Origin of the sequence: Streptococcus sp. 17.1, from assembly GCF_016648655.1 — a bacterium.
Classification (GTDB): Bacteria; Bacillota; Bacilli; order Lactobacillales; family Streptococcaceae; genus Streptococcus; species Streptococcus salivarius_E.
Genome location: NZ_JACLQM010000014.1, coordinates 19,978 through 42,353 on the forward strand (window position 1 = coordinate 19,978; position 22,376 = coordinate 42,353).

Here is a 22,376-nt window from a genome sequence, read left to right on the forward strand (position 1 = left end):
TCGCTCCCTATTTCAATTCAAATTTCAATTCTGAAGTTGGGCGAACCAAACCACGTTCGTGGAGTGTTTCTGCGATTTGGACTGAGTTCCAAGCGGCACCTTTAAGGAGGTTATCTGAAACAACCCACATGTGGATACCTTTTTCAGCATCCAAGTCTTTACGGATACGTCCGACAAATGTATCACGTGAACCTACAGCATTAACGGCTTGTGGGTAGACTTGGTTAGCAACGTCGTCTTCAAGGACTGCACCTGGGAATTCTGCAATAGCAGCTTTCACTTCTTCAATTGGTGCCACTTCTTTTGTTTCAATGTAGACTGACTCTGAGTGAGCTGACAAGACTGGAATACGCACACATGTTGCTGATACAGCAATGCTATCGTCTTCCATGATTTTCTTAGTTTCGTTTGTCATCTTCATTTCTTCGTAAGTGTAGTCATTTTCAGTGAAGACATCGATTTGAGCCAAGGCGTTGAAGGCGATTGGGAAGTGTTTCTTATCACCACCACATGGCAAGATTTCAGCTTTAACATCACGTGGGTTAACGCCGTCATTCAAAACTTCTTTCAACTCACGTTGTGTTTCAAGGATTGCTCCCATACCAGCACCTGATACGGCTTGGTAAGTTGACACGATGATACGGTCCAAGCCCCATTTTTGACGAACTGGCTCAAGGGCAACCATCATTTGAATCGTTGAGCAGTTAGGGCAAGCGATAATACCGTTGTGAGCATCAAGCGCATGTGCATTGACCTCAGGTACAACCAATGGTACATCTGGGTTTTGACGGAAGTAAGATGTATTATCAACGACTACTGCACCAGCTTTAACAGCGTATGGTGCGTATTTAGCAGAGGTAGATCCACCAGCTGAGAAAAGTGCAATATCTACACCTTCAAATGCGTCTTCAGTCGTTTCTTCGATGGTCACATCTTGACCTTTAAATTGCAAGACTTTGCCTGCAGAACGAGCAGACGCAAGGTAGCGAATGTTATCGATTGGAAGTGTTGATTCTTCCAACATTTTGATCATTTGAGCACCAACGGCACCTGTAGCACCTACAACAGCAACTGTGTATCCCATAGTAAAACCTCTTTCGGAATTTTCTATCAATTTAGTTTAGTGAATCTATTATACTACGTTTAAGCCCAGTTGAAAAGGGTTAAAACGCCAAGAATAAATAAAATCCCCTACCAAATGGTAAGGGATAGGAGGCATCTTTCGATGAGAGTAGCAGGTTCACACAACTACTCAAGGTCCGCTCCTGCGTTACAATCTAATGTAGACCTCCTCAGCGCAAAAGGCTCTAAAGAGCCAATCGACTCATCGCATAATCCTATTCTAGCATAATAGATCACAGAGTCAAGTCATGAATACCATGGAAATATCTTAGCTATTGTTCTTACTTTCCATCATCATGACCATCTTTATAACCACGTAGGTATTCTGTTTTTTCTGAAGTTGTTGTGAATTTGCCAAAAAGAGTTGATTCCTTTGAGTATGAATCATAATTATCAATGCCTTTGTCGGCATCCGCAAAGCCATCCTGATAGCCCTTGGTATAAGCGTTATTATTCACTTTTGAATGGTATGAATTCCCATAGCGATGATAAGAACGTCTGCTCATATACATCCAGAACCAGGGATTACGGATGACATCTTGTCTGTAATAACGGTCACGGATTTGATAGTCGTCATTATTGTCAAAAACACTTTTGGACTGTTCATCTGAAAAATCATCATTTTGTTTGGAATACTTTTTGAGTGTCTCATCGTCACTAACTTTTGCACCTGATTGAAAGTTAGAACGTTCAGAGTCATTTAGCTCAGGAGATGACATCTTAGGCTTTGTGTATTCTGAATTTGTATCCGATTTTGACTTGCTAGAACTGTTACCAGAAGAGGAATGACTGTCTGAATAGCTCTGACTGCTACTTGATTTGGTACTAGAGTCAACGTCTGAATCCGAACTATGCGAGCTACTAGAACCATAAGTTTTACTAGATCCATTGTAACTGTCATGATCACTACTTGACTTGTAACTCTTACTAGACCCACTATCAGATTTATACCCTTTTCCTGAATTGCCATCAGAATGATGTCCTTTGCTTGAGCCAAAACCAGATTTGGATCCACTTCTGCTACCTCTACTTGAAGAACGCGAACCACTACGTCTGCTTCGTAGAGCGATGATGTTTTCAGAAGTTTCTTGAGCTTTAACTTCTTGTGCTGTTGTCAAAATTAGTCCTGAAACTAAGGTCACCCCTAAGAGAGTCAATGCTTTTTTCATTAAAAAATCCCCTTTTTCATCTAATGGTCTTATTATACCATAGAACAAAAAACGTGGAAATTTATAAAGAAGATTACATCAAAGGTCCAATCAGAGAAAAGAGATAGCCGCCTAGACGATGAGCCATAGGTATTTTAGACAAACTTTCCAGAGTGACTTCCTCTGAGAGTGCTTGGGTTTTCTCAAAATCTTGTTCAATGTTAAGCACTACCAGATTTTTATAGAGATAGACCCCATCTTCAAAATTTTGATAGAGACTCCGGTAATCAGTGTTAATGGTACCTACCACAGCTTGTTTGGCGTCAGAAACATAAACTTTAGCATGGATAAAGCCTGGGGTATAACGGAAAATACGGACGCCAGCATCCAAGAGCACTTTAAAATAGGTAGTCGCTAGTCTCTATCAAAAATTGATAGATAAGCGTGTTTCTTTGAATTATGTGGAGGATTTAGAATTATTAAGGACTAAATAATTTTCATCATTAACATAAGACGCGGTGATTGACGCGTCTTAATTATAGTGTTATAGTTTACAGTGTGAAGAGATTTTGCTCGATAGAATACTTGTTTTATCATCAACGTCTAATTCTCCTAGTTCTTCACGAATTATATATCGAAGGTTAGACTCATTCTCTAAATAATTTAAATGAGCTTTGTAAGATTCGATGAAGCTAATATCATCATAGTTAGCTTCGTTTTCACTTCCGTTCCAAATAGTGAGTAAAGTTTCCTTAAAATCGCTCAATTCTCCTTTATCAAGCTTCTCTAAAATAATATAAATTTTATTTCCCAAAACTGAGAATTTTTTGAAAACAGCAGGAAATTTTGGAGGTGTTTTATCATCCAATAAACCTTTTCTACCACCATTAGAAAATTTATCTCTTATAGATGCACTAAATACGAAATAATCATCTAATAAATATCGTAGTATCCCTTTATAGTTACTGTCCATTAAATATCTCTGTGAATCTAGTGATTGTTTAACTCTGAAAATATCAGACGAAAAAAGAATAAAACACTTTGCTAAAATCTCACTCTGAAGTTCTTTTTTTAGGTCTTCAAAGAGCATCGGCTCCGCTTGTCCGTCTGTAGACTGGACATACCAGAGATTCTGACCTTCTTTTTGTTCTTTAAGAAATTTTTGAAGATATTCTGTTTTTTCTTCCTTACTTTGTTGTTTAAATGCGACAAATTTATCCCAGTTTTCAAAAAAGCTTGTTTCAGCATCTTCTCTAACACTTATTTCAAATCTAGGGCTATGAGTAACTTTTATATCTTTCACAGCTTTCCAATATTCAGTAAGTTTAACTTTAAAAGCGTTTTCCTTTTCCTTAAAGCTACCAAAAAATACAAAAATATCTTCAAAATCGTTGGTTGGAGTATTTTCAAAAACTGAATTTCCAGGGATGGTCCAATTTCCCTTTTCACTTGATTTAATTTCGACTCCATATTTTTTATTATTATAGTTTAAGATAAAGTCTGGAAACTTATGACCTCGAATATCTTCTAACTTAATGCCTTGAAATTCTTGTTTCTCTAGAATTTCCTCACATTTTTTCTTAAAAACATTTTCAAAATATTCACCGTCAATTTTACTAAAGTCAATCCCTAAATCGTCTAAAGGTTTATCTTCTATTAACTTTCTTACCTCACTCAAGAGGTATTCGATTTTCTCTTCCATTATATTAATATTCTCCTATTAGAAAGGTGCTGTACATGTCTTCAGTATTCCATGAACATACACAATTTGTAAACGTAACTGAAATTGATGATTTAATTCAAGATATTTTAAACACCCCCATTCACTATAATGTACTAAGTTTATTCTCTGGTGCCGGAGGAATGGACTATGGATTTAAAGGTGGTTTTCAGCTCTTCAATCAAGAATACTCACAAAACCCTATCAATCTAAGATATGCCAACGATATTTTTCTTCAAGCAACTCAAATTTACAAAGATAATTTTGACATTGATCACGATGTAGATACTACAAACATTAACGAAATTGATTTAGAAGAAATTGACCAAAAATACGGCTTCATTCCAAATACTCGGAATGAAAATCAAAATAACCCAAATGGCATCGATATTATTTTAGGTGGTTTCCCTTGTCAGACCTTTAGCATAGCTGGTAAAAGGGCTGGACTAAATGATGAACGTGGACAATTATACCTTCAAATGAGTCGTTTTATCCAGCATTATCAACCAAAAGTATTTGTTGCTGAAAATGTCGATGGAATTCGCAATACACGTAATAATAACTTAGAAAACGTTAACGCAACAGCATTAGAAATCATTATGAACCATTTTAATGAAATTGGATATAATGTACAATACAACGTATTAGACGCAGCAGATTATGGCGTTCCACAATCAAGAAGACGAGTTATCATTGTGGGAGTTAGAAGTGACTTAGGTAGGAATATTGATATTTCTTATCCAAGTCCTACACATGCGACAACTCCACGTACAGCTTTTGATGGTTTAGAAGATATCTGGAATTTATTTAATACAAACCAAATTCCAAATCATAATTGGAATAATGTATCTCATGCGAAATTCTATGGCGACGATATAAAACGACAAGGAAATAATCAAATTCAACGAAATGCCCCTGCTCCCACGATACGTGCTGAGCATCACGGCAATATTGAAGCGCATTATAATACAGATCCTAACTATACCAATAATCCTAATGATCACCGAGATAAACAAGGATGGAGAAGGCTATCCGTTAGAGAATGTGCTAGGATACAATCTTTTCCTGATAATTTCATTTTTAACACTAGCACATCATCAGCATACAAGGCTATAGGAAATGCAGTTCCTCCTATTTTAGCTTGGCACATAGCAAGAGCTGTTATTTACTCACTTCACAACCTTGAAAATCATTAAGAATAAACTATTCATAGTTTAAAGTCTTAACTGTAAAATTGCAATACTGTATAAAAAAAGTTCACTATATGAGTGTAATGCACCCCAAAAGTTAGAGAGAAAAAATCTAACTTTTGAGGTGTTTTTTTTTATGAAATTGACTTATGATGACAAGCGTAAAATCTATGACCTTAGAAACCAAGGATATAGCTTAGAGTAACTTGCAAATATCTTGAGTATAAATATTCCTAACCTTAAGTACATGATTGAATTAATTAACCGTTATGGAATAAAAATCGTTAAAAAGGGGAAAGATTGTTGCGATTTCCCTGAATTAAATAAAAAAATAATTAATAAAATTCTACTGGAAGGTCGTTCACAGAGAAGTGTATCAGCGTCTTAGACTTTACCTAATCGTTCTATGGTGACAATGGTTAGTATCATACACGAAAAACGAGTATACAATTATTGGGAGAAGAAAAAGAGCAACTAAAATACCCAGAAGACAGGTTCGAAATCTTATAGCGAGAAAGCAAGAGACTATTAAGGAAGAGTTACAGAAAGTTTCCGATAAGACTTAGATTATATTGATTATTACAACAATAAACGAATTAAGGTAAAACTATTTTTCATCAAATACCTTGATACACTTGACAAATGGTAGAAAAGGACTTAGTCCTGTGCAATACATAACTAAATCCTTTTCTTAAATACATTGTCTAACTTTTGGGGGCAGTTCAGAGAGTCATTGCTTTTTTCATTAAAAAATCCCCTTTTCATCTAATGGTCTTATTATACCATAGAACAAAAAACGGGGAAATTTATAAAGAAGATTACATCAAAGGTCCAATCAGAGAAAAGAGATAGCCACCTAGACGATGAGCCATAGGTATTTTAGACAGACTTTCCAGAGTGACTTCCTCTGATAGAGCCTGGGTTTTCTCAAAATCTTCTTCAATCTTTAGCACTTCCAGAGTTTTGTAGAGATAGACCCCATCTTCAAAATTTTGATAGAGACTTCGGTAGTCTGTATTAATGGTTCCTACCACAGCTTGTTGGCCATCAGAAACATATACTTTAGCATGGACAAAGCCTGGGGTATAACGGAAAATACGGACGCCAGCATCCAAGAGCACTTTAAAATAGGTCGTCGCAATATCAAAGGCATACTGTTTATCTGGAATTCCTGGCATAATGATACAAACATCAACACCTCGTCTGGCCGCAAAGGTCATGGCTCGAACCAATTCGTCATCCAAAATCAGATAAGGCGTCATGATATAGACATAATTAGTTGATGTATTTAGAAGATGTAAATAAACATTTTCTGCAACCTTGTGGTAGGTCAGCGGTGAATTGCCATAAGGGAGTACAAAGCCCTGGCTCTTTCTTTGTTGAGGTTTTTCTTGTAGATAGTGCTCCATTTCCCTTTTATCTTCTATTCCAGTCACTGACCACATGGTCAAAAAGAGAGCTTTTAGCGTTTGAACTGCTGAACCATCTAAGCGAAGGGCCGTGTCCTTCCAATGACCAAAGCGTTCTCGTTTATTAACATACTCATCAGCGATATTAACGCCACCAGTATAACCAACCAGCCCATCAATCACTGTGATTTTTCGATGGTCTCGGTAATTGTAATAGGTTGATAGAACGGGTTTGACTGGTGAGAAGGCCTGGGCTTTAATACCAACCTTGTGTAGTCGCTCAATATAATCGTAGGACAAGGTAGTCATCTCATTCATCCCATCAAACATGACACGAACGTCCAGACCTGCCTTGGCCTTCTCCTCTAAAATGGTTAAAATCTCGCCCCACATGATTCCTTCGTCAATGATGAAATATTCCATGAAGATATAACGCTCCGCCTTTTTCAAATCCTCCAACAAGGCTGGAAGCATGTCATCTCCAAGTGGAAAATAGGTAACCTCTGTGTTTCTGTAGATAGGAAACTGTGCTGGACTATGCTCCAAAAAATAAGCTAATTTCTGTAATTGGCGATCACTTTGGGATAAATAATCAGCAACTTCTGGATCGGTACTTAGATAGTCGGATACCTGCACTGTAGCATCCTCAAGCCGTTTCTTCAAGCGTCTCACACCCAAATCAGCCAGTGAAAAGTAAAGCAGAGCCGTCCCAAAAATTGGAAAGAGGGCAATGATAATCATCCAGGACAGTTTGGAACGAGAATCCATGGAACGATTGAGCAAGTAAAAGAAGGTAAAGACACTCAACAAGTGTTCCCATAAGATAATGGATGGGAAATGCTCTTGTAGGCTGAGATATGAAAAGACAAGAAAGGCCAATTCCAGTAAGAAGAACAGGAGAATGGGAACCTTTCGGTTAAGTAGAATTTTAGCCCATCTGGAGGGCTTTTGAGGTAACAGTCTAGCACTGCTTACTTGAGACATATAAGCTCCTTCATGTAGGGGAGACCATCACAACTTTCCGATCTCTTTCAATAATTTTATTAGTATCGTTTTAGCCTATGCAAAAGGCAGGGATAATTAGCCATTGTGGTTTACAAATGTCGTGATTTCTACTGTATTTTCCTGACAGGACCATCTATGGTCTTTTGCATCCAGACGATGTCGTGCCATTGCTCAAACTTGTAGCCAACTTTTGGAAAATGGGCAACTTGAACATAGCCACGTTTTTCATGCATGGCAATGCTGGCCTCGTTAGGAACTGCAATGCAGGCTAGGAAACGCAAGTACCCACGCTTCTCAAGTTCCTTCTCTAGGGCATCATAGAGCTGGCTTCCCAAACCTCGACCACGGGCATCTTCATGCAAATAGATGGACAATTCAGTTGTCCAATTATAAGCTGTCCGGGCATAGTAGGTTGAAGCATAGGCATATCCGAGAACTTGTCCATCCTCTTCAGCGACCAGATAAGGGTAAGTTTCAAGGGTTTTATTGATACGATTCTCAAATTCTTGAACACTGGGAACTTCATATTCAAAGGTAATGGCCGTCTTCTCAACATAGGGTGCATAGATGACCTGAATAGCTTGTGCATCAGCCAAGTTGGCTGGACGAATGGTTAACATCATTTTCTCCTTCGACTTCATTATCTTTATTTTATACTATAAAAAAAGAGGGCTCAACCCTCTTCTTACAAAAATTGACATTACATCAATGGCGCCACTAGTTTGGTCAATAAGCCTAAGGCCTTTTGATGGAATGGAAGTTTTTCAACGTCAGTCGTGCTGACTCGGTGACACTGGTCTTTTGTCGCTTGGAAATCTTCCTCAATAGCAAGAACCGAAGAAGTCCTATAGAGATAGGTCGCACACTCAAAATGATGATATAGACTTCGGTAATCTAAATTAATGGTTCCTACAACAGCCCTACTATTATCACTTACAAAGACCTTGGCATGAATAAATCCAGGTGTGTACTCATAGATTTTAACGCCAGAGGCTAGCAGTGTTGGGTAGTAGGTCTTAGCTAGGTAGTAAACTGACTTTTTATCAGGAATGCCAGGCATAATGATACTGACGTCTACCCCACGCTCAGCCGCAAATTTCAAAGCATGCAGTAACTCACCATCTAAAATGAGATAAGGGGTCATGATATGAACAAAATCACGAGCATGGTTAAGAATATCAATATAGACATTTTCACCGACCTTATCCTTATCAAGTGGATTGTCCCCGTAAGGTACGACAAAACCAGGAGTGTCAAAGCCCTCATGTTCAACCATATAGGATGTCACATCTAGCAGTTCATGAGAGTAGGTCCACATCTGAAGAAAGAGGACTAAGAAAGTATCAACCGCTGGCCCCTCCAGCATGAGTGCAGTATCTTTCCAATGACCGAAACGCTCAATCTTGTTAATATACTCGTCAGCTAAATTAATCCCGCCTGTAAAAGCAACCTTACCATCAATCAGCAAGATTTTTCTATGGTCACGGTAATTATAATAGGTAGACAAGAAAGGCGTCACTGAGGCAAAAACACGAGATTGAATGCCTATATTTTGCAAACGTTTCTTATAGTCGAAACTTAAGGTTGAAAATTCATTCATACCGTCATACAGAACTCGAACTTCCACCCCTTCTTGAACCTTCTGTTTCAAGATTGCTAGGATTTCACCCCACATTTCACCTTCACCAATGATGAAATATTCCAAGAAAATGTACTTCTCTGCTTTAAGGAGCTGTTTCTTCATTTCCTCAAACTTAGCTTCCCCACTTGGGAAATAGGTTGTCTTCGTGTGACGATATACCGGAAAATGCCCATTCACATTTTCGAGATATTGGACCAAGTTATAGTTACTTGTGTGACGCTGTTTAAGCTCTTCGAGGGCCTGATCATCTTGTTTCAAAATACCAGAACTGCGGTCAATATTGCTCTGAATAGCACGCTTCATCCCTGTGTAACCTAGATCAAGTTTCGTATAAGCCAAGAGCAAGGTTCCGATAATAGGAAAAGGCAATACAAGCAGGAGCCAAGTATTGACGGCTGTTGATTCCATATCACTCTGGAAGAGATAAATAATGGCCAAAATACGAAGGACTACTTCTGTCACCTGAAGATGGACCCTATATTGTTGCAACCATAAGTAAGACATGGCCACAACAACAAGCTGCAGTAAGATGATTAAGAAGATAATCGTAGCACGACTAAAGATTCCACGAAGAAAGCCGCGACGACTCTTATCATAAAGACGTTCAATTTTAGTTTCGTTTTTGATAGCATGACTCCTTATCTTTTTTTGTTAATCTTATTATAACAAAATTTGTAAAATTAAGCTAGACAGAAAAAGCCATCTAGGCTAGTCTCAGATAAACACCACATTTATCTGAAAGGAACTAACATAAATGACCTATGCTCATCTTACCACAAACGATCTTGTAATGATAGAGGCTTATTATCAAGAAAACATAAAAGTTTTAGATATTGTGACTTCACTTGGCAGATCAAAACAGACAATCTACAATGTCATCAACTATCTGAAAGAGGGGCACTCTGCTTATGATTACTATAACCGATATAAAATCAATAAGAAACGCTGTGGCAGGAATAAAACCAGTCTTACGCAAACAGAAAAAGATTTTATCCAAACTCATTTAGTACAAAATTGGAGCCTTGATGTCATTAAAGGAACTTATCCAGATAGAGTTTCTTGTTCTATGAGAACTCTCTATCGACTAGCAGACCGTGGTATTCTAAAGAAAGAGGATCTCCCTTGGAAAGGCAAAAGAAAACCAAATGGTCATAGCGAAAAACGAGGAAAACAAGTGTTGCTCAGAGATTTACGTGAGAGAGCAGACAGTTATCCTAATTTTAAGACGGAATTCGGTCATCTAGAAGGGGATACAATTGTGGGAGAAAAACACAAAAATGCAGTCATTACCTTAGTAGAACGCTGCTCAAAAGCCATCATCACACTGAAAACCAATGGACGGAAAGCAAGTGATATTGAGGCCTCCATCAATCAATGGTTGTCTCAAGTTTCCAGTCATCTCTTTAAGTCGATAACTTTTGATTGTGGGAAAGAATTTTCTAATTGGAAATCTATTTCGAATGCACATGACATTGATAGTTTCTTTGCGGATCCAGGATGTCCTGGTCAACGAGGTCTCAATGAACATTCTAATGGCTTATTAAGACGAAATGGATTACCGAAACAAATGGATTTTACGAATGTTTCTCAAAATTATGAGGCTGGGACAAAAGTCCTAGCCTCTCAATTTGTCTTTGGATTGTCGAGAAAGACGCAGTGGTTGAGTGGGCTCTACTACGCTGATTTCATCAGCTTTTACTGCCCTACTCAACTGTGCGGAGGTGGGACGACGAAATCGAATTCTAACGAATTACCGATTTCTGTCCCACTCTCAAGAAATAGAATTCCTAGGAAATCATTGAATTATCAATCACCCTACCAAGTTTTTCTGAGTTACTTGAAAAGTCTAACTTAATTTGACAATTTAGGTTCTTAAACGTCTCTAGTTAATCAACTAAAAATTATAACTAGCTGGGTGTTATCTAATCTCCCCTCATTTTTAAGTTATTATCATTTTTGATATAATGGTAGAGAATGAAAGGAGATTTTATGTCAACTAAAAATTTAACGCCGGTCTTAAAAACCTCTTTTGTGCTACTGGCTATCCTGGTCCTTCTTGGTATTGTTATGCCTGACGGCTACCAAGTTTGGTCAGAACAACTAAGGGAAGTTATTTCAGATAAACTTGGCTGGTTTTACTTATTACTGGTCACGTCAATCGTTCTACTTTGTGGCTTTTTCCTGGTTAGTCCCGTTGGGCAAATCAAACTGGGGGAACCCAATTCGGTGCCTGAACACTCTACTATCTCTTGGATTGCCATGATATTTTCTGCTGGAATGGGAATCGGCCTTGTCTTCTACGGTGCCGCAGAGCCCTTATCCCATTATGCCATTTCAACGGTACGAGCTACCCCAGGGTCGCAGGAAGCCTTAGCCGATGCTTTCCGTTACACTTTCTTTCACTGGGGCATCCATGCCTGGGCAATATATGCTTTAATCGCCCTGGCCCTTGCCTACTTTGGTTTCCGAAAAAAAGAGAAATATCTTTTATCGGTTACCTTAAAGCCCTTGTTTGGTAAAAAAACAAACGGTAGCCTTGGTAAGATCGTAGATACGATTACAGTGGTCGCTACTGTTATCGGGGTGGCAACCACTCTTGGTTTTGGGGCAGCCCAAATCAATGGGGGACTCAACTACCTCTTTGGTATTCCAAACAATGCCCTTGTGCAAGTTATTATCATAATTATCACAACCATCCTCTTTACCATTTCAGCCCTTTCTGGTCTTGGAAAAGGGGTAAAAATCTTATCAAACACCAATCTTATTTTAGCGGTTGGACTACTCGCCATCACCATAATCATCGGTCCCACAGTCCAGATTTTTAATACCTTGACCGATAGTATCGGACTGTATATTTCCAATTTCTTCCGTATGAGTTTCAGTGCTGGTTCCTTTGGTCAATACAATCGTGACTGGATCAATACTTGGACGATTTTCTATTGGGCTTGGTGGATTTCTTGGTCACCATTCGTGGGAGTTTTTATTGCCAGAATTTCTAAAGGACGTAGTATCAGACAATTTCTATCCATCGTCTTATTAGCACCGACTGTATTAAGCTTTTTATGGTTTTCTACCTTTGGAACACTTTCAACGCATGTTCAATCACTTGGAAATGTAGATTTAACACAGTTTCCAAGTGAGCAGACCTTGTTTGCAACCTTCAGTCAACTGCCATTTGGTTTTATTGCCTCCGTTGTTGCCATCATCTTGATCATTACCTTCTTTATCACGTCAGCAGACTCTGCGACCTATGTGCTAGCTATGCTCTCTGATGATGGGAATCTCAAACCAAAGAATAACCTTAAAATCTTCTGGGGCGTACTCCTTGCGACTATTGCCATCGTCTTACTTCTTTCAGGGGGCTTAGTAGCCTTGCAAAATACGCTGATTATCGTAGCCTTTCCATTTTCACTCATCATGGTACTGATCATGGTTTCCCTAGTCATTGAATTGCTACACGAAAAAGACAAGATGGGACTGTCAATCACACCGACACGATACCCTAAAAAAGATCAACCCTTCAAATCTTATGAAGAATAAATAACCCAATTTGTAAAATTAAGCTAGACAGAAAAAGCCTATGTTAGGCTCAGATAAACACCACATTTGTCTGAAAGGAACTAACATAAATGACCTATACTCATCTTACCACAAACGAGCTTGTAACGATAGAGGCTTACTATCAAGAAAACATAATAAAAATTAATATAAAAAGTGTCTAAAATACATATTTAAACACTTTTTGTATGCTATAATTTTCATTAACACTATAACAAAGGAGAACCAAATGAAACGTTTAAATACTCTATTTCATATTATAAAAGTTACAGGATTTAATCAATTTTTGATAAGTTTTGTAAGTTTTATTTTTATTTCAGGAGGAATACTTTTATTAGTTGAACCTCAAATAAGTAATTACTGGGATGGACTATGGTATGCTTTTGTCACATCAACAACAGTAGGTTACGGAGATATACTAGCTACTACTCTAATCGGACGTATTACTAGCGTCTTTTTAACTGTATATGGACTTATTTTTTTTGGATGCTTATCAGCCGTAATTGTCAATTACTACAGCAAATTAAATACACCTAATAATAAAACTGACTAACATATTTCTTAGTTACTGTAAAAAATAATTCTTTCTCTGCCAATTCCAAACGGCTACAATTTCCTGACCTCGCGATACTTCTTGACTATCCTCTCCAGTCTGAACAAGATTACCATCTTCGACATCATCTAAGTCTAATTCTTTCTTGATAGTCTTGAAGAGTTTGCCAAATCCAATCTGTCGTTTCCGATAAAGTCCCTCAAACAAATCACCCGTTATCCGTTCTTTCGTCTCTTCAGACAAGACAATCACTTGTTTGTCATTCTCTTTCTCGACATCAAATGGATTTTACTAATATTTCTCAAAATTATGAGGCTGGGACAAAAGTCCTAGCCTCTTTATTGTTTTTGGATTGTCGAGCAAGACGCAGTGGTTGAGTGGGCTCTACTACGCTGATTTCATCAGCTTTTACTGCCCTACTCAACTGTGCGGAGGTGGGACGACGAAATCGAATTCTAACGAATTACCGATTTCTGTCCCACTCTCAAGAAATAGAATTCCTAGGAAATCATTGAATTATCAATCACCCTACCAAGTTTTTCTGAGTTACTTGAAAAGTCTAACTTAATTGTTATCATTTAATTTATCTAACAGAGCCTCTGCTACTTTTTCAGGGATTCCAAGAGCTTGAATGTCTTCGGCACTGGCTTTTTGGATAGCTGTCATAGACTTGAAGTGTTTGAGAAGTTTTTGTTTGCGCTTAGGTCCTAACCCCTCCACGCCATCAAGTTTAGAACTGAAACTATTCTTACTACGGACTTGACGATGGAAGGTGATGGCAAAGCGGTGTACTTCATCCTGAATACGGTGAAGGAGGAAAAATTCCTCGGATTGACGTGGCAAATCAATGACTCGCAAAGGATCTCCAAAAAGCAATTCATTGGTTTGGTGCTTGTCATTTTTCTGAAGACCTGCAACTGGGATAGATAGATTGAGTTCCTTGCGAAGCACATCCTTGGCTACATTGACCTGACCTTGACCACCATCCATGATAATGAGGTCTGGTGGCGTTAGACCATCACGTTTGACACGACTATAGCGACGACGAATGACCTCACGCATACTGGCATAATCGTCAGGGCCTTCAACAGTCTTAATCTTGTATTTGCGGTACTCTTTTTTATTAGGTTTACCATTTTCAAAGACAACCATGGCAGAGACAGGGCTAGTTCCCATGATATTAGAGTTATCGAAAGACTCGATACGGACCGGTGTCGGAATCCCCATGAGTTTGCCTAGATTTTCAATAGCTCCTTGGGTCTTAGCCAAGTCTTTTTCGAGGAGATCAAATTTTTGGGTCAAACTGACGCGGGCATTTTTCGTCGCCAGATTAACCAACTGCTTCTTCTCTCCACGTTGAGGTTTAAAGACCTTGACCTCATCTCCAACTAGAGCCTCAACAGACTCTTGATCAATGTCTCCTGGAATGAAAATCTCCTTAGGCTTGAGATGACGACTATCCAGATAAAACTGACCCATATAGGTTAGGAAATCTTCCTCAGCATCATTATAATAAGGGAACATATTGACATCACGCTGAATGAGTTTCCCTTGGCGAACAAAGAAAACCTGAACACACATCCACCCCTTATCCACGTAGTAACCGAAGATATCACGGTCCTGCATGTCTTGACGGATAACCCTTTGCTTGGTCCTAAGCGTCGAAACCGCCTCAATCAAATCGCGATACTCCGCAGCACGCTCAAACTCCATCTGGTCAGACATATCCTTCATCTTGGCCTTAAGCTGATTAACGATTTTATCATCATGACCGTTTAGGAAATTCTTGACATCTTCAACCAAACCTTGCCAATAGTCCTCAGTGGTGTGACAGATGGTGTGGGCATTACATTGGCCAATATGGTAATAGAAACAGACCTTATTGGCCGGATTTTTACATTTCTTAAAGGGGAAAATACGGTCCAAAAGCTTCTTGATTTCATTGGCCGCACCAGAGTCTGGGTAAGGACCAAAATAGAGACCGCCATCCTTCTTAACCTGGCGGGTAATCAAGAGCCTTGGATAGAGCTCCTTAGTAATCTTGATAAATGGATAAGACTTGTCATCCTTGAGGCGGATGTTGAATTTAGGCATATTCTCTTGGATAAGATTAATTTCCAAAAGCAGGGCCTCAATATTGGACTCGGTTACGATAAATTCAAAGTCTGCAATCTCAGATACCAAAAGCTCCGTCTTAGTATCATGACTTCCACGAAAATAGCTACGCACACGATTTTTTAGATTTTTAGCCTTACCGACATAGATAATATTGCCGAATTTGTCCTTGTGGAGATAGCACCCCGGGTTGTTTGGGAGCAATTCCAGCTTATGTTTAATCAGATTATTCATGCTTTCATTGTAGCAAAAAAAGAGCTGAAAAGCTCTTAATAGTCATGGGTAAATACAATTTGAAAAGAGGTCTATTTGCTCAAAATCGTCAAAATTTCTTGGTAGTTTTTGACTTGATAGGTTGGAACAGCTGGAGTCTCATTAACCAAACCTTTTGGATTAAACCAAATGCTGTCAATTCCTGCATTATTACCACCTTGAATATCAGCAGTTAGACTATCACCAATCATGAGGGCCGAATCGGGATGAAAGTCATTCACCTGATCCGCAATTTTTTCAAAAAAGTCCGTAGACGGTTTGTGGGCACCCACTTCATCTGAAATGAAAATATCGTCGAAGAAAGGCAAGATGCTTGAGGCTTGCAGACGACCACGTTGGATGTAGCTAACACCATTAGTTGCTGCATAAATCTTGTGACCGCGATTTTTAACGTTCGATAAGAAAGCATGGGCCTGAGGCAACTCCTGCCCCTGTTGGCTCAAGAAATGCTGGTAACGGCCAGCTAAGTGACTGCCATCAACCTCCTGTCCAAAATGCTCAAAAAGACGAGAAAAGCGAGTGCGAAGCAATTCCGGCTTAGTGATTAAACCATGATTGAGATCTTCCCACATGGAACGATTCATGGGGATATAGTGATCCTTGTAAACTTTAAGATCTCGTGAAGCCACCCCAGCCCCTTCAAGAAGGTAGGTCAAAGCCAAATCTTCAGCACGGTCAAAATCTAGGAGGGTGTGGTCAAGGTCGAAAAGTAAATGCGTGTAGGTCATGGTATATCCTTTCTAACTGGAAATCTTTAGGCTCTATTTTACCACAATCCAGCTACATATAATTAAAGAAACACAAAAGGGCGACCCACAGGCCACCCTCTCAGATTTATGAAAAATAAGTATTGCTTACTTAATAGACTGCTATTATATCCATTGAAGCTTAAAGAAAGCTTAAAGTAGGTTATTTTTTTTGATTCTATAGATTTTTACTTAAACAGCGAATCTCTTTAATTCGTGGTATACTGAAAATACAAGATTAATCAAACGAGGCGTGTTATGAAAAATTTAAAATTTCAATCCGTTTTTGACATCATCGGACCTGTCATGGTCGGGCCTTCCTCTAGTCATACTGCAGGAGCTGTTCGTATTGGCAAGATTGTTTCTGCCATCTTTGGTGAGACACCGACTGAGGTAGAATTTCAACTTTTTAATTCCTTTGCCAAAACCTATCGAGGTCACGGGACAGATGTGGCTCTAGTGGCTGGTATTTTAGGTATGGAAACGGACGCCCCTGACATCCCACGCGCTCTGGATATCGCATACGAAAAAGGCATTAAGGTCTACTGGAAAATTAACAAGGATAGTAATGCGCCACACCCCAATACGACTCGTATCACCTTAAAAAATGCTACAAAAACCATTTCTGCCACAGGCGTTTCTATCGGTGGAGGAAATATCCAAGTAACTGAACTCAATGGTTTTGCGGTCAATCTCAAGATGAATACACCGACTCTCATCATTGTCCACCAAGACGTTCCAGGAATGATTGCCCTTGTCACAGATATTTTGTCGCGTTATGGCATCAATATCGCCCAAATGACTGTTACTCGGGAAAACGCCGGTGAAAAGGCCATTATGATTATCGAAATTGACTCGCACCAGTGTGATGAGGCCGTCACTGAAATCGCTAGAATTCCTCATCTACATAATGTCAACTTTTTCAGCTAAGAGGGGGATTGCATGTTTTACACTATTGAAGAATTAGTTCAACAAGCTGACCGAGATTACCAAGGTAATATCGCCGAACTCATGATTGCTACAGAGACAGAGCTAACTGGACGGGAACGTCCTGAAATCCTAGCTCTGATGGCTCGAAATCTTGAAGTGATGAAGGAGTCTGTTCAGGCTGGTTTGTCTCCTGAGAAATCACCAACTGGCTTAACCGGGGGAGACGCTGCCAAACTGGATGCCTATATCAAAAATGGAAAGACCTTGGCTGATTCTGCCGTCTTAGGTGCTGCTAGAAATGCCATGGCAGTCAATGAATCTAACGCCAAGATGGGCTTGGTTTGTGCCACACCAACTGCTGGATCAGCTGGTTGTCTACCTGCTGTTCTTACAACTGCTATCGAAAAACTGGGCTTAACCGAATCACAACAATTGGATTTTCTCTTTACTGCTGGTGCATTTGGCTTAGTCATCGCAAATAATGCCTCGATATCTGGTGCCGAGGGAGGCTGCCAAGCTGAAGTCGGTTCCGCCTCTGCTATGGCTGCTGCCGCTATTACAATGGCTGCTGGTGGAACACCTTTCCAAGCCAGCCAGGCCATCTGCTTTGTGCTTAAGAATATGTTGGGACTCATTTGCGACCCTGTAGCCGGATTGGTTGAGGTCCCATGTGTCAAACGTAATGCTATGGGGGCAAGCTTTGCCCTAGTAGCTGCGGACATGGCCTTGGCAGGCATCACATCAGCCATTCCAGTCGACCAGGTCGTTGATGCTATGTATCAGGTTGGTTCAGCTATGCCAACTGCCTTCCGTGAAACTGCTGAAGGTGGCTTAGCAGCAACTCCGAAAGGAAAAGCACTCGCAAAAGAAATTTTTGGATAATTTTTAGTAGAAACAAAAAAACTTAGAAGCACTCATACTTCTAAGTTTTTTTCTTATTACATAGCCTTTTCAACGTTTTGATTTTAGCTGAATAGCCATTTTGTCAAAAAGTGCCATGTTTCTTTGGCAATACTTGCAAGAAAAGTTGAGAGACTAAATGCGTTGAATTTTTTGAGAAGGTTCTCAACTAGTGGAGTGACAGTCTTAGGTGTTTCCACTGGAGCCTTACTTTCTTCTTGCTTACTAGTATTATCCTGAGATGGATCTGGCACTGTGTTTGTACTGTCGTGACCATTATTTTGTCCTGTCGGTTCAGGCTCTGGAGCAAGCTCAGGCTGATGCTCAGGTTCATCTGTTTTATTTTCTGGATTTGGCTCTGGACTAGGTTCTAGCTGAGGATCAGGTTTAATTGGTTCGTCAGTAGTGTCACTGCTTGTGTTTGTCATTTTTTCAGTAACGAAGAAGTTTTGGAATTCTACTGAGCCATCCCAAAGACCAACACCTACATGGGCTTGATTGAAGTAATTATCCACAGCATCAAATTGATGATGAAGCACTTCCTTGCCATCGACATAGACTGTCATGGTGTCCTTGCCCTTTTCAACCTTGACGTGGTGGTACTGGCCGTCATTGATAGCCTTATCCAAGTGAGCTTCAGCGATGGTTTCACCACCAAAACGGAAGAGACGAACAGTATCGTTATCAGCAAATTGGACAGAGTAGGCACGACCTGGTTCTTCACGTTCCGCAGCTACAAAGAGGTTGACCAAGCCATGTTGGTATTTGACATCGATATCATAGTCAAATTGCTTGAAGCCATTACTTTCATAGGCCATGAAGAAGTCATTTGCACTAACATTGCTATCGTAAAGGGTATCGTCATCAATATACCAATCACCAGTGACAGCTTTCAAGCCTTTAAGGTTGGTCGCAAAATTATTGAGCGTAATGTCAATATTAAAGGTCTTGGTCAATGATGGGTTTTCAACTGAAGTTGCTGTGACAGTGAGATGACCCTTGTGAAGGGCTTTGAGAGAAAGTTTATTGTCATGTTCAGTATAGGACACCAAACTTGGATCACTTACTGTCCATGTCACATCCTGCTCTTCAGAAGCTGGTGCGAGGTAAACTTGCAAATCCTTACTTTGACCAACTTCAAGAGCCAAATGACCTGCAACTGTGGTGTTCATGGCAACAGCCTTAGTGACTTCCTTCTTGTCAGTCCAAGTACTCTTAATTGGGTAGATAGCAATATTTGCTTTGGCTGGACCACCTTCAACCAAGACGCTCGCTCCAACGGCTCTTGGGCTTGGGAAAATCTGATTAGCACCAGCTACCGTATTCCCCTTAGCAAAGACTTCTACACTCGCACGGTCCACATAAAGATGCAAATCAATAGAACCATCTTCATTGCGAGTCACTTGTTGACTATTAACCTTAGTAAAAGCATCAGAAAGGATAGTACCAGATTGGCTACGGTCAATAGACAAAGTTTCCTTAGTTAAATCGTAAATGACCTTAGTAGCTTGACCATCACCAACGCGAAGATTAAATCCAACTGCTGTCGTGTCCTTACCTGGTACAAAGTGAGAAACCACTTCATAAGTATCGCCTTTGAAATCTTTAAGCAATTCATTGTCAGAAGCCACTGTGACATTTTCAAAATATTGAGCATTGTCTGTATCACGAAGGCTTTCGTAGGCCTTAACAGGGGTTTGGGTTAAGATGTAACGGTCGCCCGATTTGATCAATCCAAGGTCAAGGTTAAGGTTAAAAGTACCATTAAATTTTTGACCAACAGTATCTGCAACCAGATTGCAATAATCTTCCCAAGTGTTCATCCAGTTAATTTCAGTCAATTGTGGGATGTTTGGATGGTCAGCTGTTCCAAAATCATGAACATAATAAGTCATGGCAGCATAGGAATCCTTACCAAAATTCAGGATTTCGTCATGGTCTTGGTAAACCTCATCAGCTACAAAGGCCCATTTGCCATCCACTTGTTTAAAATCACCAACCTTGTAAGAACGACCACCACGTGAGAGGACCCACTTGAGAGCCCCATCATTGGCCACAATCGGATAGAGGTCAGGACATTCCGTATGCAAATCCTTATAGGTCGTTTCCACTTGCCAGTTCTTTAAGTCTTGTGAAGAATAAATGCGGAGTGGACCACCTGCAAGGACCATAAACCATTGGTTATCCCAGCGGAAGACCTTAGGGTCACGGAAATCTTGGTTTTGAAGGGGATCCTGAGACCAGTCGGCAACTACCTTGTCATATTTTTGCCAAGTTCTCCCCTCGTCCTCACTGTAGGCAATTTCAATCCGTTGCCCATTACCATTTGAAGTGATAATAGCTACCAGACCACCTTCCGGAGATTTGAAGAGGCCTGAACTATTGGTACTATCAACCACGACAGAGCCTGAGAACATGTGACCTGTTGCATCTGGATAGAAGGCTATAGGCTCTTCATCCCAATGAAGCAAGTCTCGGCTGGTCGCATGGGCCCAGTGCATTGGCCCCCATTTGGTATCATCGTAAAATTGATAGAAGAGATGGTAACGTCCCTTGTAGAAGACCAAGCCATTAGGGTCATTAGCCCAGCCATCCTTGACAGAATAATGATACTGATCACGATAAAGCTCGTTGTAATACACATCATCACTCTGTCTGCGGTGGATATTAACACGATAAGTCAAGGTCACAGGACGGCCTAGTGAATCAGTCATACTACTTTCAATAATAAAGTAATTGGCACCTACAGCCACTGGCAATTGTGAAATATCTGTGTAAACATTTCCCTTGGCATCTTCTACCTTGATAACAGCATTTGGATTATGCTTAGTGATGTCAAAGCCTACTGTCTCTGCATTGTGTCCCACATATTGGATATGGAGTGGTTCTTCAGAGAAGAATTGGGCTTGTTTTTCAACAGATCCTGTTTTTGAGGTCACAACAAGATTGTCAATCAAAGGAAGACTGGCATCATCAAGATTAACATAGCGGGTGTTTTTGAAAATGACATTGGCATTCCAATTAAGAAGTCCAAAGTAACCTTCTGGAAGGACTTGAGGTTGACCCTTATCACTTTTTTGAAGAACAGCGTCGCCTGTACTTGCGACAAGCACATCATTGACATAGTAAGAAAGCCACTGATTAGCCGCAACTACTCTAAGATTGTAGGTTTCATCGGCAGTTGGTGTTACATCTTTTTCATCTACAAGTTGAATATCATGATTATTGACCCAACGCCAAAACTTAACCTTATGGTTACCAGAGTCTACGTTGACCCCGTACATATTTTTATCGCTACTATCATTGTTACCACGGAAAATGAGGGCAGCAGCACCACCAGCTTCCTTGAAGGTCACATCTGTTGAATAGATAAAATTCTTGCCCTCGGATTGAGAATAAAGGAAAGAGTCTCCCTTGTCTTTAGCTTCTGAATGAATACCGTCAGCCTGCATTTCCCAGTGACCATTTTGGTCTGCGGTCATCCCTTCTAGATTGGTAACCGCTTCATTATTAGGCAAATCCGTTTTTTCCGCTGTCACATGAACAGGACTGGTGCTATTCGTTACAACTGGAGATTGTTCTTGATTGGTCTGATTCAAATCGGCTTCTTGCGTTTGGTTAGTCACTTTCTCAGCCTCGCTAGCCTGTGTTTGTACTTCTTTTGACTGGTCAGGGCTAGGCTGAGTGGGATTCTCTTGAGCTGTTTGAGCAGATTCGGAAACAAGAGACGGGCTCGGCTCTACCACTTGGGGGACTTCCTTGGTCGTGCTAGGAGCAAGCTCCGCTTGAGGGGCAACTTGATGGTCAGTTTGAGCTACCACTTCTTGAGGTGTTGGGCTCACAGTTGCCTGTTCCACTTGGTCCGCATAGACAGGACCAGCCAGGGCCAAACCTGCAAAGCTTACCAAGGCACAGCCGTAGACCCAAGTCTTCCCACTTTTACGCATAAACCAATTTTTACAAACAGTATCATTCATGATTCTTCTCCTTCTTTAGAGTAACATTAAATGTTATCTCAGTTTTCATGAAAATTCAAAGTCAATACATTCGCCTTTATTAATAAGC

At 40.0% G+C, this 22,376-nt stretch carries 16 protein-coding genes and 2 pseudogenes; 7 read left to right on the forward strand and 11 right to left on the reverse strand.

Annotation, left to right across the window (positions count from 1 at the left end; genetic code table 11):
* Positions 1-7: 7 nt before the first annotated feature.
* The 4 genes and pseudogenes from H7T99_RS08345 to H7T99_RS08360 form a co-directional block, all read right to left on the reverse strand.
* A complete protein-coding gene (locus H7T99_RS08345; RefSeq protein WP_037600721.1) occupies positions 8-1,084 on the reverse strand; it encodes an aspartate-semialdehyde dehydrogenase in 1,077 nt (358 codons plus the stop codon).
* 319 nt (positions 1,085-1,403) lie between these two features.
* Entirely contained in the window at positions 1,404-2,291 is an 888-nt protein-coding gene (locus H7T99_RS08350; RefSeq protein ID WP_037600717.1) for a hypothetical protein, read from the reverse strand.
* A gap of 73 nt (positions 2,292-2,364) precedes the next feature.
* Positions 2,365-2,688: pseudogene (locus H7T99_RS08355) on the reverse strand (phospholipase D-like domain-containing protein); the annotation flags it as partial.
* A 126-nt stretch (positions 2,689-2,814) separates the two neighbouring features.
* Positions 2,815-3,972 (reverse strand): hypothetical protein, encoded by a 1,158-nt coding sequence (locus tag H7T99_RS08360; protein ID WP_037600712.1) that lies wholly within the window; start codon positions 3,970-3,972, stop codon positions 2,815-2,817.
* Positions 3,973-4,007: 35 nt separating this feature from the next.
* Here H7T99_RS08360 and H7T99_RS08365 point away from each other — a divergent pair, with 35 nt between their 5' ends.
* Both H7T99_RS08365 and H7T99_RS10735 read left to right on the forward strand, forming a co-directional pair.
* On the forward strand, positions 4,008-5,186 hold the full coding sequence (locus tag H7T99_RS08365; protein WP_079119926.1) for a DNA cytosine methyltransferase: 1,179 nt from the start codon (positions 4,008-4,010) through the stop codon (positions 5,184-5,186).
* Between the two features lie 556 nt (positions 5,187-5,742).
* Positions 5,743-5,829, forward strand: a pseudogene (locus H7T99_RS10735) (IS3 family transposase); the annotation flags it as partial.
* Positions 5,830-5,998: 169 nt separating this feature from the next.
* Here H7T99_RS10735 and cls (H7T99_RS08375) read toward each other — a convergent pair.
* From cls (H7T99_RS08375) to cls (H7T99_RS08385), 3 genes are all read right to left on the reverse strand, one after another.
* Positions 5,999-7,573, reverse strand: coding sequence for a cardiolipin synthase (gene cls / locus H7T99_RS08375; protein ID WP_037600708.1), 1,575 nt, complete (start codon positions 7,571-7,573; stop codon positions 5,999-6,001).
* Between the two features lie 128 nt (positions 7,574-7,701).
* The gene (locus H7T99_RS08380) at positions 7,702-8,214 is read right to left on the reverse strand and encodes a GNAT family N-acetyltransferase (protein ID WP_037600706.1); all 513 of its coding nucleotides are present in this window, start codon (positions 8,212-8,214) and stop codon (positions 7,702-7,704) included.
* 80 nt (positions 8,215-8,294) lie between these two features.
* The gene (cls, locus tag H7T99_RS08385) at positions 8,295-9,845 is read right to left on the reverse strand and encodes a cardiolipin synthase (RefSeq protein WP_195950893.1); all 1,551 of its coding nucleotides are present in this window, start codon (positions 9,843-9,845) and stop codon (positions 8,295-8,297) included.
* Between the two features lie 145 nt (positions 9,846-9,990).
* Between cls (H7T99_RS08385) and H7T99_RS08390 the strand changes: the two genes are divergently transcribed.
* The 3 genes from H7T99_RS08390 to H7T99_RS08400 all read left to right on the forward strand — a co-directional run bounded on the left by H7T99_RS08390 (position 9,991) and on the right by H7T99_RS08400 (position 13,347).
* Complete coding sequence (locus H7T99_RS08390; protein WP_037600704.1) at positions 9,991-11,091, forward strand: IS30 family transposase; 1,101 nt, start codon at positions 9,991-9,993, stop codon at positions 11,089-11,091.
* Between the two features lie 134 nt (positions 11,092-11,225).
* A complete protein-coding gene (locus tag H7T99_RS08395; protein WP_002885312.1) occupies positions 11,226-12,776 on the forward strand; it encodes a BCCT family transporter in 1,551 nt (516 codons plus the stop codon).
* 214 nt (positions 12,777-12,990) lie between these two features.
* Positions 12,991-13,347 carry a potassium channel family protein gene (locus H7T99_RS08400; RefSeq protein WP_261787309.1) on the forward strand — a complete coding sequence of 119 codons (357 nt, stop codon included), beginning with the start codon at positions 12,991-12,993 and terminating at the stop codon, positions 13,345-13,347.
* A 12-nt stretch (positions 13,348-13,359) separates the two neighbouring features.
* Here H7T99_RS08400 and H7T99_RS08405 read toward each other — a convergent pair whose 3' ends face one another.
* From H7T99_RS08405 to H7T99_RS08415, 3 genes are all read right to left on the reverse strand, one after another.
* Positions 13,360-13,599, reverse strand: a complete 240-nt coding sequence (locus H7T99_RS08405; RefSeq protein ID WP_002885362.1) for a protein rep — start codon at positions 13,597-13,599, stop codon at positions 13,360-13,362.
* 312 nt (positions 13,600-13,911) lie between these two features.
* Complete coding sequence (uvrC, locus tag H7T99_RS08410) at positions 13,912-15,696, reverse strand: excinuclease ABC subunit UvrC (protein ID WP_037600702.1); 1,785 nt, start codon at positions 15,694-15,696, stop codon at positions 13,912-13,914.
* A gap of 71 nt (positions 15,697-15,767) precedes the next feature.
* A complete protein-coding gene (locus tag H7T99_RS08415) occupies positions 15,768-16,463 on the reverse strand; it encodes a YjjG family noncanonical pyrimidine nucleotidase (protein ID WP_037600698.1) in 696 nt (231 codons plus the stop codon).
* A gap of 276 nt (positions 16,464-16,739) precedes the next feature.
* Here H7T99_RS08415 and sdaAB point away from each other — a divergent pair, with 276 nt between their 5' ends.
* Together sdaAB and sdaAA are read left to right on the forward strand one after the other, a co-directional pair.
* A complete protein-coding gene (sdaAB, locus tag H7T99_RS08420; protein WP_037600696.1) occupies positions 16,740-17,411 on the forward strand; it encodes an L-serine ammonia-lyase, iron-sulfur-dependent subunit beta in 672 nt (223 codons plus the stop codon).
* A 12-nt stretch (positions 17,412-17,423) separates the two neighbouring features.
* Positions 17,424-18,293 (forward strand): L-serine ammonia-lyase, iron-sulfur-dependent, subunit alpha, encoded by an 870-nt coding sequence (gene sdaAA / locus H7T99_RS08425; RefSeq protein WP_014634647.1) that lies wholly within the window; start codon positions 17,424-17,426, stop codon positions 18,291-18,293.
* 83 nt (positions 18,294-18,376) lie between these two features.
* On the opposite strand, the gene H7T99_RS08430 is transcribed toward sdaAA, so the two are convergent.
* The gene (locus H7T99_RS08430; RefSeq protein WP_230578904.1) at positions 18,377-22,291 is read right to left on the reverse strand and encodes a GH32 C-terminal domain-containing protein; all 3,915 of its coding nucleotides are present in this window, start codon (positions 22,289-22,291) and stop codon (positions 18,377-18,379) included.
* Positions 22,292-22,376 lie beyond the last annotated feature (85 nt).